At 37.1% G+C, this 16,084-nt stretch carries 15 protein-coding genes; 6 read left to right on the top strand and 9 right to left on the bottom strand.

Going from position 1 to position 16,084, the window contains the following annotated elements; all coding sequences use genetic code 11:
* Positions 1 to 47 precede the first annotated feature (47 nt).
* Positions 48 to 662 (bottom strand): threonylcarbamoyl-AMP synthase, encoded by a 615-nt coding sequence (locus IPK35_16290; protein MBK8054775.1) that lies wholly within the window; start codon positions 660 to 662, stop codon positions 48 to 50.
* A 169-nt stretch (positions 663 to 831) separates the two neighbouring features.
* Between IPK35_16290 and IPK35_16285 the strand changes: the two genes are divergently transcribed.
* Positions 832 to 3,675 carry a leucine--tRNA ligase gene (locus tag IPK35_16285; GenBank protein ID MBK8054774.1) on the top strand — a complete coding sequence of 948 codons (2,844 nt, stop codon included), beginning with the start codon at positions 832 to 834 and terminating at the stop codon, positions 3,673 to 3,675.
* A 206-nt stretch (positions 3,676 to 3,881) separates the two neighbouring features.
* Positions 3,882 to 4,019: a hypothetical protein gene (locus IPK35_16280; protein MBK8054773.1), complete on the top strand. Its 138-nt coding sequence runs from the start codon at positions 3,882 to 3,884 to the stop codon at positions 4,017 to 4,019.
* A gap of 39 nt (positions 4,020 to 4,058) precedes the next feature.
* Here IPK35_16280 and IPK35_16275 read toward each other — a convergent pair whose 3' ends face one another.
* The 6 genes from IPK35_16275 to IPK35_16250 all read right to left on the bottom strand — a co-directional run bounded on the left by IPK35_16275 (position 4,059) and on the right by IPK35_16250 (position 9,272).
* On the bottom strand, positions 4,059 to 4,844 hold the full coding sequence (locus IPK35_16275; protein MBK8054772.1) for a DUF5103 domain-containing protein: 786 nt from the start codon (positions 4,842 to 4,844) through the stop codon (positions 4,059 to 4,061).
* Positions 4,793 to 5,473 carry a DUF5103 domain-containing protein gene (locus tag IPK35_16270; protein ID MBK8054771.1) on the bottom strand — a complete coding sequence of 227 codons (681 nt, stop codon included), beginning with the start codon at positions 5,471 to 5,473 and terminating at the stop codon, positions 4,793 to 4,795. Before IPK35_16270 ends, IPK35_16275 begins: the two co-directional genes overlap by 52 nt.
* Positions 5,474 to 5,576: 103 nt before the next feature.
* Complete coding sequence (gene recO / locus IPK35_16265) at positions 5,577 to 6,308, bottom strand: DNA repair protein RecO (protein MBK8054770.1); 732 nt, start codon at positions 6,306 to 6,308, stop codon at positions 5,577 to 5,579.
* A gap of 17 nt (positions 6,309 to 6,325) precedes the next feature.
* On the bottom strand, positions 6,326 to 6,631 hold the full coding sequence (locus IPK35_16260; protein ID MBK8054769.1) for a hypothetical protein: 306 nt from the start codon (positions 6,629 to 6,631) through the stop codon (positions 6,326 to 6,328).
* 57 nt (positions 6,632 to 6,688) lie between these two features.
* A complete protein-coding gene (locus IPK35_16255) occupies positions 6,689 to 8,197 on the bottom strand; it encodes a GH3 auxin-responsive promoter family protein (protein ID MBK8054768.1) in 1,509 nt (502 codons plus the stop codon).
* Between the two features lie 241 nt (positions 8,198 to 8,438).
* Complete coding sequence (locus IPK35_16250; GenBank protein ID MBK8054767.1) at positions 8,439 to 9,272, bottom strand: LexA family transcriptional regulator; 834 nt, start codon at positions 9,270 to 9,272, stop codon at positions 8,439 to 8,441.
* 474 nt (positions 9,273 to 9,746) lie between these two features.
* Between IPK35_16250 and IPK35_16245 the strand changes: the two genes are divergently transcribed.
* The 4 genes from IPK35_16245 (at position 9,747) to IPK35_16230 (ending at position 13,948) form a co-directional block, all read left to right on the top strand.
* Positions 9,747 to 10,004, top strand: coding sequence for a DUF937 domain-containing protein (locus IPK35_16245; GenBank protein MBK8054766.1), 258 nt, complete (start codon positions 9,747 to 9,749; stop codon positions 10,002 to 10,004).
* Between the two features lie 92 nt (positions 10,005 to 10,096).
* Entirely contained in the window at positions 10,097 to 10,993 is an 897-nt protein-coding gene (locus tag IPK35_16240; protein MBK8054765.1) for an OmpA family protein, read from the top strand.
* A gap of 938 nt (positions 10,994 to 11,931) precedes the next feature.
* Positions 11,932 to 12,462: a PH domain-containing protein gene (locus IPK35_16235; GenBank protein ID MBK8054764.1), complete on the top strand. Its 531-nt coding sequence runs from the start codon at positions 11,932 to 11,934 to the stop codon at positions 12,460 to 12,462.
* Entirely contained in the window at positions 12,446 to 13,948 is a 1,503-nt protein-coding gene (locus IPK35_16230) for a PH domain-containing protein (GenBank protein MBK8054763.1), read from the top strand. The genes IPK35_16235 and IPK35_16230 overlap by 17 nt, the downstream gene beginning before the upstream one ends.
* Before the next feature lie 725 nt (positions 13,949 to 14,673).
* Here the strand turns inward: IPK35_16230 and IPK35_16225 are convergent.
* Both IPK35_16225 and nadC read right to left on the bottom strand, forming a co-directional pair.
* The gene (locus IPK35_16225) at positions 14,674 to 15,165 is read right to left on the bottom strand and encodes a hypothetical protein (protein ID MBK8054762.1); all 492 of its coding nucleotides are present in this window, start codon (positions 15,163 to 15,165) and stop codon (positions 14,674 to 14,676) included.
* Between the two features lie 3 nt (positions 15,166 to 15,168).
* Positions 15,169 to 16,029 carry a carboxylating nicotinate-nucleotide diphosphorylase gene (gene nadC, locus IPK35_16220; protein ID MBK8054761.1) on the bottom strand — a complete coding sequence of 287 codons (861 nt, stop codon included), beginning with the start codon at positions 16,027 to 16,029 and terminating at the stop codon, positions 15,169 to 15,171.
* Positions 16,030 to 16,084 lie beyond the last annotated feature (55 nt).

Here is a 16,084-nt window from a genome sequence, read left to right as displayed (position 1 = left end):
TGATTTGATGAATGTAATTTTAGTCTTGGATTAATTTGGTTCCCTTTTCAATACACTTCCCCCTTACCTTCTCTAACCAGTTCGATTTCAGTACCAGTGCAGTCCAAAACTGTGGATTCAGCATAGTCTCCGATGCCACCATCCATGAGCATATCTGCTTTATGGGCAAATACTTCTTCGATTTCGTCCGGATCAGTGTAGTATTTTAGTATTTCATCTTCACTATTGAGTGATGTCGAGATGAGCGGTGCCTTAAGGAATTCCTGCAATCCTATCAGGATATCATTATTTGGAATACGGACACCGATTTCTTCCTTACTGTTTTTAAAGAATTTTTGAACGTAGTTATTGGATTTAAGGATGAAAGTGTATGGTCCGGGCAGATAACGTTTCATGGTCTTAAATACATCATTACTGATCTGAATCGTGTATTGAGAGATGACGCTGATATTAGGACAGATCAATGACATTTTGGCCTGCTTTTCTTTTTTATTCATGATGCGGCATATCTTTTCGATACCGTTTCGGTTGGTCATCAGACATCCGATCGCATAAATGGTATCTGTAGGAAAAATCACTATTTCTCCCTGATTAATTCTGTCAGCTACTTCTTTGAGATCCCGTTTGTTAGGGTTTTTTTCATGAAAATATATTCTTTGCATGATTGTATTTTATATGTTTGATAATAGTAGTGTTCAATACCCATTCTTTGTCTATGACGGATTTTTTTTATAAAAGCATCAAAATTAACAATCATATCTTAATTTCATCTATAAATATTTAATTTTGCGGATTGATGTTAAAAATAAGATCAGGAAAATTAAATTTCATATGCATTATCATCCGGAAAATATAGAAGGCAAATGGTGGAAACACTGGACAGATACTAAGTTGTATAAAGTGGACAATGATACCACAAAACCCAAGTTTTATGTACTCGATATGTTTCCTTATCCCTCCGGAGCAGGACTGCATGTAGGACATCCTCTTGGATATATAGCTTCTGATATTTTTGCAAGGTACAAAAGACTGCAAGGCTTCAATGTGCTACACCCTATGGGTTATGATGCTTTTGGCCTTCCGGCAGAGCAATATGCTATCCAGACGGGCGTACACCCTGCAAAATCCACAGATGATAATATCAAACGCTACAGGGAGCAATTGGACAATATTGGTTTTAGTTTTGACTGGGACAGAGAAGTCAAAACCTCCGATCCTTCATACTACAAGTGGACACAGTGGATTTTCCTGCAGCTTTTTCACCATTATTATGATACATCTTCGGATAAAGGATTGCCCATTGCTCAATTGATCACTACTTTTGAAAAAGATGGAAATCGGGCTGTGCAGGCGGCCAGTAGTCAGGACTTTGTATTTTCAGCAGGGGAGTGGAATGTTATGTCTGCCAAAGAAAAGGATGATGTATTGATGAATTACCGCTTAGCCTACCGTAAGACCGGATTTGTCAACTGGTGTGAAGCATTAGGTACCGTACTTGCCAATGATGAAGTGAAGGATGGTTTTTCAGAAAGAGGTGGACATCCGGTGGAGAAAAAAGCGATGATGCAATGGTCTCTTAGAATTACGGCTTATGCAGAAAGGTTGCTTAACGATCTTGATACCTTAGAGTGGTCTGATGCACTTAAGGCCATGCAGCGCAACTGGATTGGCAGATCAGAAGGTGCTCAGGTGTTTTTTGAACTAGAAGGACATGATCTGCAACTGGAGATATTTACTACCAGACCCGATACGATTTTCGGAGCTACTTATATGGTTCTTGCTCCTGAACATGATTGGGTACCAATCATTACAACGCCTGAAAGAAAAGATTCTGTTGATGCATATCTGGATTATGTGTCAGGAAGATCAGAAATAGATCGTATGGCTGAGGTCAAGGAAGTCACTGGTGTATTTACAGGAGCTTATTGTATCCATCCGTTCAATGGTAAAAGAATACCTATATGGCTGGGAGAATATGTGCTGAAAGATTATGGTACAGGAGCTATCATGGCCGTACCGAGTGATGATGAGCGGGATCAGATTTTTGCCACAAAATTTGGATTGGAGATCATTCCGGTTGTTGATAAGACAGATTATCCGGGTGCTACCATTCATGAAAAAGTGGGTAAGATGATCAATTCTGATTTTCTAAATGGCATGGAAGTCAAAGACGCCATCAAGGAAATGTTTTCCAGAATCGAAAAAATGGGCATAGGCTCAAAAAAGATCAACTATAAGCTGAGGGATGCCAATTACTCCCGCCAGAGATACTGGGGAGAGCCTTTTCCAATAGCTTATGACAGCGAAGGCGTTTCACATCCATTGGATATAGCTGAATTGCCGCTCGAACTACCCGAACTTGAAAACTTTCAACCGGCATCGGGTGGAAAGTCACCGGTAGCCAGAGCAGAAGAGTGGGTGCAACAAATCCCTGATATGCAATTGGAAACAGATACCATGCCTGGATTTGCCGGGTCATCATGGTACTTTCTGAGATATATGGATGCCCGAAATGATCAGGCATTTGCATCAAAAGAAGCCATTGACTATTGGCAGGATGTTGATCTGTACGTAGGTGGCACGGAGCACGCCGTGGGACACCTGATGTACTCCAGAACATGGCACAAGTTTTTGTATGATTTAGGATATGTGCCGACAACAGAACCATTTAAGCGCCTGATCAATCAGGGTATGATTACGGCATATGGGTATTATGCTGAAAACCTTACATTGGTAGAGGATGATCAGGTTTATATTGGTAATCAAAAGGATTTAACAGCTAGTGTTCAGTTTCATGCCGGAAGTCCGATCAGGCTGGCTTATGTTTTGGACTATCTTGATGGGCAGTATAGACTTACAAAAGATAAATTTGATGAGTATTACAAAAATATTGGTCATCAATACAATGTTATCGGTGATCAATCAAAATACCATTGGGTAAAAGATGACATTGGAGTTGAATATTTTACTGTCAATATTATTCAGGAAAAGATGTCCAAGTCCAAATACAACGTTCAGAATCCTGATGAAGTAGTAGCCAGGTACGGTGCCGATTGTTTCCGTATGTATGAGATGTTTCTTGGCCCGATAGAGCAGTCCAAACCATGGGATACCAAAGGTATCGATGGTGTCAACCGTTTCCTGCGCAAATACTGGAGCTTGTATTTTTCTGATAAAGGATGGTATCTATCTGAGGAAAATCCTACAGCCGAAGAGTATAAAATCCTGCATACTACCATTAAAAAAGTCACCGAAGATATCGAGCGATTTTCCTTCAATACCTGTGTGAGTGCATTTATGATGTGTGTCAATGAGTTGAAAAGATTGGAATGCAGCAAAAGAATTATTCTTGAACCATTAAATATATTACTGGCTCCATTTGCACCATTTATCACTGAAGAATTGTGGTCGCTGCTGGGTCAAAAGCAATCTGTGCATAAGTCTGAGTATCCGAAGTTTGAAGAAAAGTATATGGTGCAGGATACGGTGGAATATCCCGTATGTGTCAATGGCAAAAAACGCGATCTAGTAGAGGTACCTGCCAACCTGTCTCAGCAGGAGATCCAATCCATTGCACTCTCATTGGGCAATGTCAAAAAATATGTGGAAGGCAGGGAATTGATGAAGATCATCGTTGTACCCGGCAGAATGATCAATCTGGTGGTGAAGGAGTAATACCTAAAAAATCACAAGTGGGTTAAAATTTCGAATATTTTTAAACCTAAATATCTAAAATCAGATTCATAGTGAGAGCTTCAAATACAACCTGTCTGCTTAATCATCAGGCGAGGCACGGAAAATCAGGATTTTTAGTGACAAATCATACTATGTGCAGCTATGCTGTAGTCACCACTACAGCATAGCTGCACACGGTATGGCGCATGACAGAACGGTGCGACAGCAAAATTGAGTGGGAGCTCAATTTAGTGAAGGAACCGTCAGCACACCTGACGGCATGGTCATGTTGTTTCATAGGTCAGAATACAGTATTTGGAGGTCGTAATAGATTATCATTTTAGATTTATAGGTTGAAATCCAAAAATTATATACCTAACACATTATCTTAAGCGTTCCGAATTGGTGTTATATACTGAAAAACCTATCACTCTATCGTAAATATCACCCAAGCCGCGGTAATAGACCAATGCCTGATATTCATTTTCTGTTTCATTCCATGACCCTTCCATCACCGGAAAGTTGACTTCGTTGTTTTTATTGAGGACGCCATACATGTAGTTGTAGTACCCTTGCTTCAGGACAGCCTCCGTTACATATAGGTCCCGCTTTGAGTCATATTTCATTTTGAATTCTTCTGATGGAAGCCAGTTGTTCATAGCGCCGAGTACATATATTTCATCATCCTGAAGATGGACCATATCGTCGAGGACAAACGTCACATTGGTATAATCTGACCTGATATTTCTTTCTTCAGCTGTATAATTACCATCCAAAAGGCTGTTTTGTCTGATGATACTTCCTACGATGGAGTCTCTGAGAGACTGCCTCAGGTTTTGGTCTGCATTGGTATTGTTTATAAATCTGTCCAGCACATCGCCTGTTGTTGATTGTCTTAATCTCTCAAAATTTTCAATAATAAATCTCCCGTTAAAATCAAAATTGGCGATGTGGACTTTATTTCTGCGAGACTGGTCCGTCATAAGGATGACATCAGTTTCATTTTTGTTTCTCTCTATAAATTTTACTCCTCGTCCTAATCTCATCAGACTGCGGGTGTCAAAATCCCGAAATTCTGTAAGCCCCCACCAAGCATAGGTATTAAGTTTGTTAAATCTCAGGATGTTGCTAGTAAAAAAGAAGGTTTTGAGGTAATGGCTGTATTCCAGTTTTCATTTTGCATGACAATAAGGCTGATTTCATCCATTGGATTCCTCATTTTAAAACCTTCAAAGTTGATGTTGACATTGAGTTCTTGTTTGTAGCGTATGTTTTCTACATCTGCCGGAAACACACTCTTCATTTCTATACCTACTCTATTTTCCTTGACAACAAATCTCCTTGTAAGTATGGGGTATTCGATATTATCTTCATAGATTACCAGCAGATAGTTACCAGATATCTTAAATTGCAGGTCTTTGTTTGGAAATTGTTGCCAATAATGTATGTATGGAATCCTGGTATTAATAGAGTAAGAGTAATTGCGAAGTCGTTCGTCATTGAATCCATGGAAAGCATCAATTTCACTTATGGACGAGGGTTTCCAATCTTTGTCACAATGAATCACCCTGTAAAAAAGATTTCTTTCTTCATTGAGCAAATCATCAAATTTCAGCATGATGTATTGTGCACTATTGAGTGTTATTACCGGAAAATTGGTAGGTAAATTATTGACTTCATAGGTGACTGTCTTGATTTGCTCATCATATATTTCATTTCTGAAGTTAAAATTGTAATCTTTTGCAATAGATATTTGTAATGAAAAGATGAGTAGTAAAAGTGTTAAAAGGTTTTTCATTTTATTTATAAATAAGATTTATACAACGATTTTTGATGTCTAAATAGTGTTAAAATAGTGTTTAAATTTTTTTTTAGAACAAAATATTAGGTCTATTTTCCGATTACAACACACTCCGCAGTATCATTAAAGAATTGATGTCTTTGAAGCCGCTGATGTGCCATTTGAAGTATTGCAATAGGTGGTCTGTGATGTCGTTTCTTTCAGCTCTGGATAGGTGTGTATCTTTCAGTGTACTCCTATCTGCAGCCAAAAGTTGGGCGATAGAAAGACTTGTATTTTCATTTATCAAATGCATGGAATTTTCATCATAATAATTACAGAAGGAACCTTCTATCATATCAAAATACGGCGCGTCAGTCGAGTGATTTTGTAAAGGACCAAAACCTTGTAAATAACTAAATTCCAGTAAAAATTTGAGATGTAGCAGATTCGTATAATGACTAACATCATCAATGTACATGAACCATTCTTTTAGAAACTCATACATCTCAGGGTTGGCTTCTTTTTCTTTGATAGCATTACGACATACTTCCAGCATGAAGGTGGAAACGGAAGAGATAAGGACATTGATATTAATATTTCTATAAAATACTGAAAGGTTGAGCTCCTTTATTCTGGACAGCTTTTCTGCATCCTGCTCATATGCAATCACATTTATAAAGTTACAAGGTCTGAGTATTGCCGCTTTACTATTTGATTTTGAACTTCTTACACCTGATACTATGAAAGTCTTAAGTCCTTTTTCACGAGTATAGATGTCGGTAATGACACTCGTTTCAGAGTATTTGATAGTTTTGAAAATGATACCTTCGGTGTTGAAAATTCTACTCATACTTTTAGATGGCGGGGCTAATATTCCCAACCTTCAATAGGATCTACTTTGTAGGCTTTTTTTGTTGCTATTCTTTGTTTTTGTCTTTCAAAAATTAATTGAGCCAAGAGGATATATGCAGGTTCCGCATGTATAGGCGTCAGTGCATTATTGATTTTGTATTCGTCGATGTCCAGCCTGTACATATAACTGAGCAATAAATCTTTATCATTGTCTAAAAACCATTGTACTCGCTCTGCAATCATTTCCAACCATTGTTCATCAGTAAGTCCTTCAGGATCAGGCTGGAGTAAATGGAGATTGTGTCGAGATGGTAAATTCATTTTATATTTGTCTGATTTTGTTCTAAAATGTAAATTTAAACATAATCTAAACACCATCTAACAGGTCGCAAGCAATTCATCTAATATTTTTCGTTGATTTGAAAGTCTTGGAATTTTTGACTGACCACCTAATTTCCCTTTTGATTTTAACCAGTTATGGAAAGTATCTTTAGGAGCAACCTTTATTTTCAGTGGCATTAATGCCATATCTTTGTATCTTTTGGCGTCGTAATCTGAGTTTAAAGACCTTAGATTGTCATCCAGTATTTTTTCAAAATTTTCAAGATTGACCGGTTTTTGTTCAAACTCAATAAGCCATTCATGTCCTCCTTTATTATTGTCTTCCATATAGATAGGTGCCACAGTATATTCTGCAATAGTTGAATATGTCAGATCACATGTCTTTTTTAACGCCTCGTCTGTATTGTGCACCATCAATTCCTCACCAAATACGTTGATGAAATGTTTAGTACGGCCACTTACTAAAATTCTATATGGCTGTACTGTAACAAACCTGATCAGGTCACCTGGTATATATCTCCAAAGTCCGGACGATGTAGTAATGACAATACAATAATCCTTATCGACTTCTATGTCTCTCAGTGTTAATACCGGCGGATACGGATGATCGATGTTTTCAGCGGCTATAAACTCGTAAAAAATAGAATTATCCAGCAACAATAACATACCTTTTTTATGTTTTCTGTCCTGAACGGCAAAGTAACCTTCTGAAGCATTGTACACTTCGTAATACTCCATATCCGGAGAAGGGAGAAATTTTTTGAATTGATCAATATAAGGATCAAAACCTACACCACCATGAAAATATGTTTTTGCATTTGGCCATATTTCATGTATATTAGATTTTCCTGTGACTTCAAGCATCTTTTTGAACAGAACAATGGTCCATGTAGGTACCCCCGCGAACATTACTACATCTTCTTTCACACAAATTTGGACCATCTTCTCAATCTTTTCTTCCCAATCCGGTAGTAATGCTGTATCGAAGTCAGGAGTGTAAAATGGTCTTCCTATAGCCGGCATCCTCGAAAGTAAGATAGCTGACACATCTCCCGTAATGAGTTCATCATTTACGTGGTGCAACGATCCACCCATGATCAGGTTTTTTCCGTCAAATATGCGCGCATCAGGCTTCTTGTCATATAGCACTGCCATTGCATCCCAACTTGCAGCTACATGATTTTCAAAAAGATTTTCTTCTGTGATGGGGATAAATTTGCTTCGGTCGTTGGTTGTTCCTGATGATTTGGCATACCACTTTACGGTGCCTGGCCAAAGTACATTACTTTCACCCTGCATCATCCTTTGTATACGAGGAAATAGGTCTTCATACTTTACTACAGGAATTCTTTGTGCATATTGTTTGTAATTTTTTATTTCTTCACTTTTGTACAATCTTCCGTAAGAAGTCTGATGCAATTGTTCCAGAAGTTTGAGAAATACATCGTCCTGTAGTTCAAAAGGATTTTTATACATGGATTCAATGCGGTACTTTCTGAATTTCAGGTAGCCTTTGATCAGAGTATTGAAAAATCCATAAATCATAAATGTCGCTTAAAATTAAATCAGAGTAATCTATATAAAAGGGTCATCAAAAAAAATGTGATCAGAAAAGACAAGTCAGAAATAACCATTTTCTTAAATTCAATAATCTGCGAAAAATATAAACTTTTAGATTAATAAACAGAAAAAGTGCAAAAAAAATAGCTTCTCATGAATAATTCTTACATTTAGATGAGCGTAAGATTTACTACCCTTGCAGATTGGTTTCTTTCATATTGATTTACTACACTAAAGCCCTGTGTTGTTTCAGAAGTTTTTCTACAGTTTGATTCAATGACTGAATTGATCTTGATTGGTGATCTATGATTTTTTTCATACCGTCCATTTCTTCATGGAATGCATTTCTGATGTTATTTGGAGAAGGGAGATATGGCGATATTTTTACTTCTACATGCCAGATTTCTCTGACTTCATTTACGGATACGTCAAATGGTTCATAAAAGTTGTTGTCAGATATTAAGGTAAATATGCCGGATTCTCTGATTTTATTAATGACTCTTTTGATCACTACAGATCTATCAAGGACCACAACATAAACCAGATTATTTCTGACGGAGCTGTAAAGATTGTTGTTATCTACTTGTGAGCAAACTACTTTATCACCTGCAAAAAGAGAAGGCTCCATGCTATCTCCTGCGATATCAAAGCACCTGTAGGTACCATGTTGGAATTTGTAATCCGGGAGTGAAAAACTAACTAAGTCCTCCAAAAAAACTTCATCATGAAACTGCTCTGTATAACCTGCATATGCTGATACTGGTATATGAAGGATACGTTCTCTGGAAATATAATTTTTCACTGATGGCTGCTGCACAATACCGTCTTCATTGAATGGAGATCCGATACCTGAAAAGATATAGCTGGGGTTGATTTGATATACTTCGATGGTGTTTTTCAGCAGATCTATGGTAACATCTCGTTTGCCTTTCATGATATCATTCATATTTTGAGGATGATAATCTACAGAAATCGCAAACTGTCTTATCGACTTTATTTCATTGCGTTCTTTAAGCTTTTCGATACAATGGATATATCTTTCTGTTACAATATTACACATGGGCTCAAAAATGAAGGTTGGTGAACTTCGTCGCCACAAATGTAAAAAATATTATATTTAAAATTAAAATAATATATAGAAATTATTAAAAATAAATATAATATGAAAAATTGTATGCTGAATTATTATATTTTAGTCAAGTAGTTGCCTGGAATTCTATTATTTAAAGAAGTACTATAAAATACCTTAACCCGAATTCACGTTATTTAGTATTTTGATTTGATGAACTTAGAAATAAAGGCATTCAGTATAAAAAATCCGCCTATACCCAACCAACCAGATACATTATTTGCAAACTATATGTTAATCATTGTTTTTATTTGAACATTAAAACCTTGAAAATGAAATTGATATAAATATAAGTGTTTATCTTTGTTATAAATTAAGTGTGACTAAATGTTTTATTGCAGTCTTAAATTGCGGCTGTTGATATGCCAGTTCTTATATTTTTTTAACCATAAAAACAAATTAAAAATGTCAATCAACTTATTAGACTTAGTAAAAGATCAGGTATCTGGTCACTTAGCAAAACAAGCAAGTTCTTTTCTGGGTGAGTCAGAATCTTCAGTAACATCAGCTTTAGGTGGTATTATGCCAGCCCTATTGGGTTCGGCGATTCAAAAATCAAGTACTGCATCAGGTGCTCAAGGCCTTATGGATATTATCGGAAAACTCGATTTGGGAAGTTTAGGTAATATCGCAGGATTTTCGGTGGTGGAGCTTCCAATGTGAATGGATTACTCAATTCCGGAGGTGGAATTGTAGATGCACTATTAGGAAACAAATCAGGCGGAGTAATTGATTTAATTACTGGGTTGAGTGGTATGAAGAGTGGTTCTACTTCTTCATTACTCAAAATGGCTGCACCATTTTTGATGAGCATCATTGGAAATCAAATCAAAGGGAAAGGATTATCCGCTTTGACTGACTTATTAGGAGGTCAAAAAAGTTTTGTGAATGCTGCTCTTCCATCAGGCTTAGGTAGTCTGCTCAATTTTGCTGATTTTGGTTCTGCTCCAAAAGTGAATACTAATATCAACACAAGCGTACCTTCGTCAGGTGGCAATAACTGGCTGAAATGGTTGCTTCCTGTACTTTTGGGTGCTGCAGTACTTTACTGGCTGAGCACAAAAGGATGTGGTAAAAAAGCTGTTGATGCTACCACAGATGCTATTGAAGCTGTTGACTCAACTGCAAATCAAGCCATGGATGCCGCAGGTGCTGCTGCTGATTCGCTTGGAGCAGCAGTCAGTAAACTTTTCTCTTACAAATTATCATCCGGATTCGAGCTTGTAGGAGCTGCTGCTGATGGTATAGAGAGCAAACTGATTTCAGCTATCGAAGCTGCAGGACCGATCGCTGATAAAAATGATCCAACAGCTTGGTTCAATTTTGACAGACTTCTTTTTGATACAGGTAAAGCTACTTTACAGGCTTCCAGTCAGGAGCAATTAAAAAATATAGCTGAAGTACTTAAAGCTTTCTCTAAGGTAAAACTTAAAGTAGGAGGATATACTGACAATGTGGGAGATTCAAAATCCAATCTGAGACTTTCTACAGACAGAGCATTTAATGTTGTGGCAGAACTTGAAAAGCTTGGTGTTGAAAAAGGACGTTTGGCTCCTGAAGGATATGGTGATAAATTCCCTGTAGGAGATAATACTACCGAAGAAGGACGTCAGCAAAACAGAAGAATTGCAGTAAGAATCACTGAAAAGTAAGATATTTGGTTTTTATGGTCAAAAGCAACTATATAATGAAGCGTTTTGATCTTAATGCATTAAATATTAAATAAATAATTTTCGAAGCCGGTCTCTACAATGACCGGCTTTTTTAGTATTATAGATTCTTGAAATTTGGAGTCATCTATTCAGGTAAATATCTTTTAAAAAAAATTGGAATTACTGGAGATATTGTGTCCATGGAGGTAATCCTACTTAGAGTATGTTTAAAATTTTTCTTAGTTGTAAATCTATAGATTATGGTTCTGGCAATAAAATAATCAACGAATTTAGCGACCTAAATAAGGCGATTATTTTGGAGTCAGGTTCATAATGCCTTGATTTTAAGGCAATAAAAATTAAAACATACTCTTAATCCCAAGTATATCTCTCCACCAGAAGTATACAAGTAACACCTAAATATCTAAAATGAGTTCCGTTATGAATGGCTAAAATGCAATAAAATCAGCACTTTCTTTGATGAATCATAGTGGACATCTATGGTGACGAAAAGAAAGTGATCTCGTCCTATGACGAGAGACTGATTTTGAAGCAGTTTAGTCATGCAATAGGAAATTCATTTTAGGTTTTTAGGTATCATATTAAAACTGCCGTAATAATAATTAGAGTTATGTTTAAATTTTTATGTTTGTACGAAAGTGAGGAAATGAAATATGAACTTTTATCTATAGGACTCTGAACCGGAGTAAATTGTTCACAATCGGGCAAAGACCGTAATTTAGGTTCTGTTAAAATCAGGTAAGACTTTGATAAGAGAAATAAAATTAAAGCCTGCCTTCCTTACGGCAAGGTAGGAAGGACAAAATAAAATTTGCCACTTGGAGCCAAATGATAAAAGTCTAAACATACTCCCAAATAGAACTAATTAAATGGATTTTGTTTTTACCTTGTGATTTGAAAAAAGAAAGCAACCTTTTATGCAATTTCAAAACCCGCAATTAGCTTCCGAGACTATGCCTTCTATAGAGCATATTTCATATGAAAAACTTGATCCTGCATACAAAAAAGTCAATGTATATATCACCTTGTTTTTCTGCCTGATTATTTTATTGGTGTATCTGGGAGTTGAATTTGCAGTGCCAGAACTTTATCAGTTTCCCTGGATACTGCTGTTCAGTGTACTTTGGTCCGTACTGACAGGCTTATTTTGTGTACTAGCCATAAAATCATATGACTATGAAGGATATGCCATCAGAGAAAAAGACATCCTTTACAAATCAGGGATTTTCTTTCGTTCCGTGCTTGTCATACCATTTAACAGGGTGCAGCATTGCGAGACAGAACAAGGTCCTATAGAGCGATGGTTTGGGTTGACACAATTGTCATTGTTTACTGCGGGAGGCAGCGGAAGCGACCTTAGTATACCAGGCCTGACCCAGGAGAAGGCCAATGCATTAAAAAACTTTATCACCCAAAAAGTGGCAAAAAGCGATGATGAAGAAAAATGAATATGATTTTTCTATCCCTACAAGACAGTCATACATCGCCATCGTGATGATATTGTTTAAGACAGTCAATGTAGTGGTACGCCAAATATTTCCGGCAATACTAGTGATTCTGGTAGGTGGTTCAAAAAATAAAGGTCAGTATATTATTTGGGCTTTAGTGGTTGGATCTGTGATTTCAATGATATACTCCATTATCAACTTTTTCAGGACGTATTTTATCATCCAAAACAATGAAATCATCCTGCATACAGGAGTCTTTACCAAGAAAAAAATATCTGTACCCTTTGAAAGAATCCAGACCATCAATTTTGAACAGAATATCATCCATCAGTTTTTTTCAGTCCTGAGAATAAAACTTGATACGGCAGGCTCAGAAAAAAACGAGTTTGAATTTCATGCCATAGAAGCGGACAAAGCTTATGCACTGCGTGAAATGATCATGTCGCAAAAGAAAGTGGCGGTGCTTTCTGAATCTCCGTTAAATTCAATAGATAAGTCGCAAACTGCACAGGAAAACTATAAACTTATCATGGGTATTCTACCATTGCAGCTCCTGAAAGTAGGTCTTACTGAAAATCACATTAAGTCAGGCGGTTTGATTTTGTTGTTTTTCTTTTGGATATATCAAAATCTGCAAGAAGTCGGAGTAGATGTAGATGAATATTCAGATGAGATACCGGAATGGGAAGTTGGTTTTTATGTTGTATTGGCGTTGATGACTTTTTTCCTTGTAGTTTCCGTCCTGATCTCCCTTGTCAGAACATTGATCAGCCATTATGATTTAAAATTACTCCGATCTGCCACAGGATTCAAAATTGAAAGTGGCCTGTTTACCAAAAAGGAAGTATCTGCTCTCGATCACAAAATTCAGCACATCTCATGGTCTGACAATTTACTGAAGCGATGGATGGGATTTAAAGACCTGGCGCTAAATCAGGCTTCCAGCAATGAAGTCAATTCTAAGAGCAATATTAAAATCCCGGGATGCAGTGTACAACATATCAGACAGGTGACAGAAACATTGTTTGGTCAAAAGGATTTTGAAAATGATATTACGCTGCACAGTATTGATAAAAGATACTTTCTGAGGTTTGCAGTAATGACGTTCTTGTTGCTATCTTTGGTGTGTACCGGACTCATTATTGCCAGCCAGTATGACAAGATAATAGTGGCAGTTTTGCTGTATCTTTATTTTTGTGCCACGAGATATATGAATTATAAAAAACTACAATTCGGAACCAATGACGATATGATTTATATCCGCGGTGGGGTCTTTGGCGATAAAGCTGAAGTGATGCCTATGTTCAAGATTCAATCTGTGGAAATGCACCAGAGTCCATACCAAACAAGAAATCGACTAGCTTCTGTCACACTACATACTGCATCAGGTAAGCTTAGAATTCCATATATAGGTCATAATACCTGCATCGAACTTATGGATTTACTACTATATAAATCCGAATCGGACAAAAGGAAATGGATGTAACTGTTTGAATACTAAGAGTAAATATTGGTCTTTATTATGACAAATGTTGGTTCTTCCAATTCGAACTATCTTGGCTTAGCCCATAGAATATACCATTTTATGAAATGGTCAAGTTTTGGCCGATGCTCAAAATATGTAAAAATTATGAGTACAAAAAAGTTTTCTCGTTTTATTGAATCTCTAAAGAGCATTACTCCAAAGTTCCTACCCCAATAGGTTGTGTCCATTACTATTGTGACTATTCTGGTTTCTTTAGCTTGATGACTAAACTGATATTTATCTAGTTTCCTTTGAATGGTTTTCTCACTTACTCCATATTTGGTTGAAAGTTGTCTATAGGTTTGCTTCCTTTGAATGTAATTCTCATATAATTCTTTTATATCTATTTGAGATCTTTGGTGAAATTGTTTGTTACAACTCAAGCATAAATACTTTTGCTTACCTCTATATTTGCCATTTTTTCTAACTATTTTACTAGAACAATAAAAGCAATTTTTTTATTCATTTACATTATTTTGACGCAAAGCTAATGTTTATAAGGCTTTCAGCCTTTATTAACATTAATTTTGTCTATTACCTCGTATTGAATGAATGCGGAACAAAATCTGTAAGGCAAATGACATTTGGCGATGTCCACTGGAAACAAGTAGAACCCAATGACAATCAATGGAATTTTAACAGGTCTGATATCGTGGGCCATAAATTTGTAAAGATATAATAAAGTATCAGTTCAACCCTTCCATTGCAAAGATGATCTCACCTGAAGGCAGGATCTCCATGGAGAAAGATTTGGACATATTGGCATCATATTCTTCTCCATCCAGTGTCTGACCTGCTATGATATTGATGATCAGGTCGGGTTCGATAGAAGCTACTGATTTTTTAATGATATTGTCATTGACAATGGTGTTTGCTATCGATTTTTTATTGATGAGTTCGCCGTTTTTATCAAGCGTGACCATAATAAAATCATATCTCAGTAAGCCGCCTTTCCAGTAAATCACTGTTTCAAATTTTTCTTCTTTCGGCAATCGAAAACAAGGAATGAACTCCGTAAATTCATCAGCTTCCTTCTCCCACTCAAGTAATACTTCTTCAACAAAGGATTGGGGAAATGGCTCGCTTTCGGCCTCATACTCACTCAGATGATCTTCTGAAATCAGCACAGGCAGTGCCGTTTCAGGAAAATAGTGCAATATCCTATCCAGTTTGCTCATAGGTCAATCCTTGATGACTTTCAGGCTCAGATCCAGACAGCCGGCAGAATGTGTCAGTGCACCGACCGAAATAAAATTAACTCCTGTCTCTGCTATTTTTCTGACCGTGTTTAAAGTCACTCCTCCTGATGCTTCGGTTTCAAATCTTCCATTGACATGGGCTACTGCCTCTGCGAGAATGGGCAATTCGAAATTGTCAAACATGATCCGTGTGATACCACCAACTTCGATCACTTCCTGGAGCTCTACCAGGTTACGGACTTCCACTGTGATATTTAGATTCAAATTATTGACTTTCAGATATTTGTGTACTTGTCTGATGGCTTCTGTATGCGATCCGCAGGCATCTACATGATTGTCCTTGATCATAATCCAGTCATACAAGCCTGTCCTGTAGTTGTAGCACCCACCGACTTTGACAGCCCATTTTTCCAAAAATCTTAGAATAGGTGTAGTCTTGCGGGTGTCAAGAATTTTGACCGGCAAGCCTTCCACTTCAAAGGCAAATCTGCTGCTAAGGGTAGCTATGCCACTCAATCTTTGCATGATATTGAGTACGAGTCGTTCTGCTTTTAGTAGTGCACGGGTATTGCATTCTACATAAAAAGCTATATCTCCATACTGCACATCCTGTCCGTCTTCTATTTTGATATCAATAACCGATGATGGATCTACATGGTGGAAAATAGCCTCCGCTACCTGAACTCCAGCTATGACGCCTTCTGCTTTTACCAATAGCTTTGCGCGGCTGCGGTCATCTGCGGGAATACAGGCAAGCGATGTATGGTCTCCTTGCTTCACATCTTCATATAGTCCTTCAAAAATAAATCTCTCTAACTGAATTTTATCTTTTATTGGTTCCACTTTGCTTGATTCTTTTTTTTAAGGCTGCAAAGTTAAGCTATTTTGGCGGGAACAA

The organism is Saprospiraceae bacterium (assembly GCA_016713025.1).
Classification (GTDB): domain Bacteria; phylum Bacteroidota; class Bacteroidia; order Chitinophagales; family Saprospiraceae; genus OLB9.
The sequence above is the reverse complement of the archived record's forward strand: the minus strand, read 5'-3'. Positions and strand labels throughout refer to the sequence as shown.

Coding starts and splice junctions, on each gene's coding strand:
- IPK35_16290 (MBK8054775.1), bottom strand. CDS start 662: ATGCAAAGAATATATTTTCATGAAAAAAACCCTAACAAACGGGATCTC.
- IPK35_16285 (MBK8054774.1), top strand. CDS start 832: ATGCATTATCATCCGGAAAATATAGAAGGCAAATGGTGGAAACACTGG.
- IPK35_16280 (MBK8054773.1), top strand. CDS start 3,882: ATGACAGAACGGTGCGACAGCAAAATTGAGTGGGAGCTCAATTTAGTG.
- IPK35_16270 (MBK8054771.1), bottom strand. CDS start 5,473: ATGAAAAACCTTTTAACACTTTTACTACTCATCTTTTCATTACAAATA.
- recO (MBK8054770.1), bottom strand. CDS start 6,308: ATGAGTAGAATTTTCAACACCGAAGGTATCATTTTCAAAACTATCAAA.
- IPK35_16260 (MBK8054769.1), bottom strand. CDS start 6,631: ATGAATTTACCATCTCGACACAATCTCCATTTACTCCAGCCTGATCCT.
- IPK35_16255 (MBK8054768.1), bottom strand. CDS start 8,197: ATGATTTATGGATTTTTCAATACTCTGATCAAAGGCTACCTGAAATTC.
- IPK35_16250 (MBK8054767.1), bottom strand. CDS start 9,272: ATGTGTAATATTGTAACAGAAAGATATATCCATTGTATCGAAAAGCTT.
- IPK35_16245 (MBK8054766.1), top strand. CDS start 9,747: ATGTCAATCAACTTATTAGACTTAGTAAAAGATCAGGTATCTGGTCAC.
- IPK35_16240 (MBK8054765.1), top strand. CDS start 10,097: ATGAAGAGTGGTTCTACTTCTTCATTACTCAAAATGGCTGCACCATTT.
- IPK35_16235 (MBK8054764.1), top strand. CDS start 11,932: ATGCAATTTCAAAACCCGCAATTAGCTTCCGAGACTATGCCTTCTATA.
- IPK35_16230 (MBK8054763.1), top strand. CDS start 12,446: ATGATGAAGAAAAATGAATATGATTTTTCTATCCCTACAAGACAGTCA.
- IPK35_16225 (MBK8054762.1), bottom strand. CDS start 15,165: ATGAGCAAACTGGATAGGATATTGCACTATTTTCCTGAAACGGCACTG.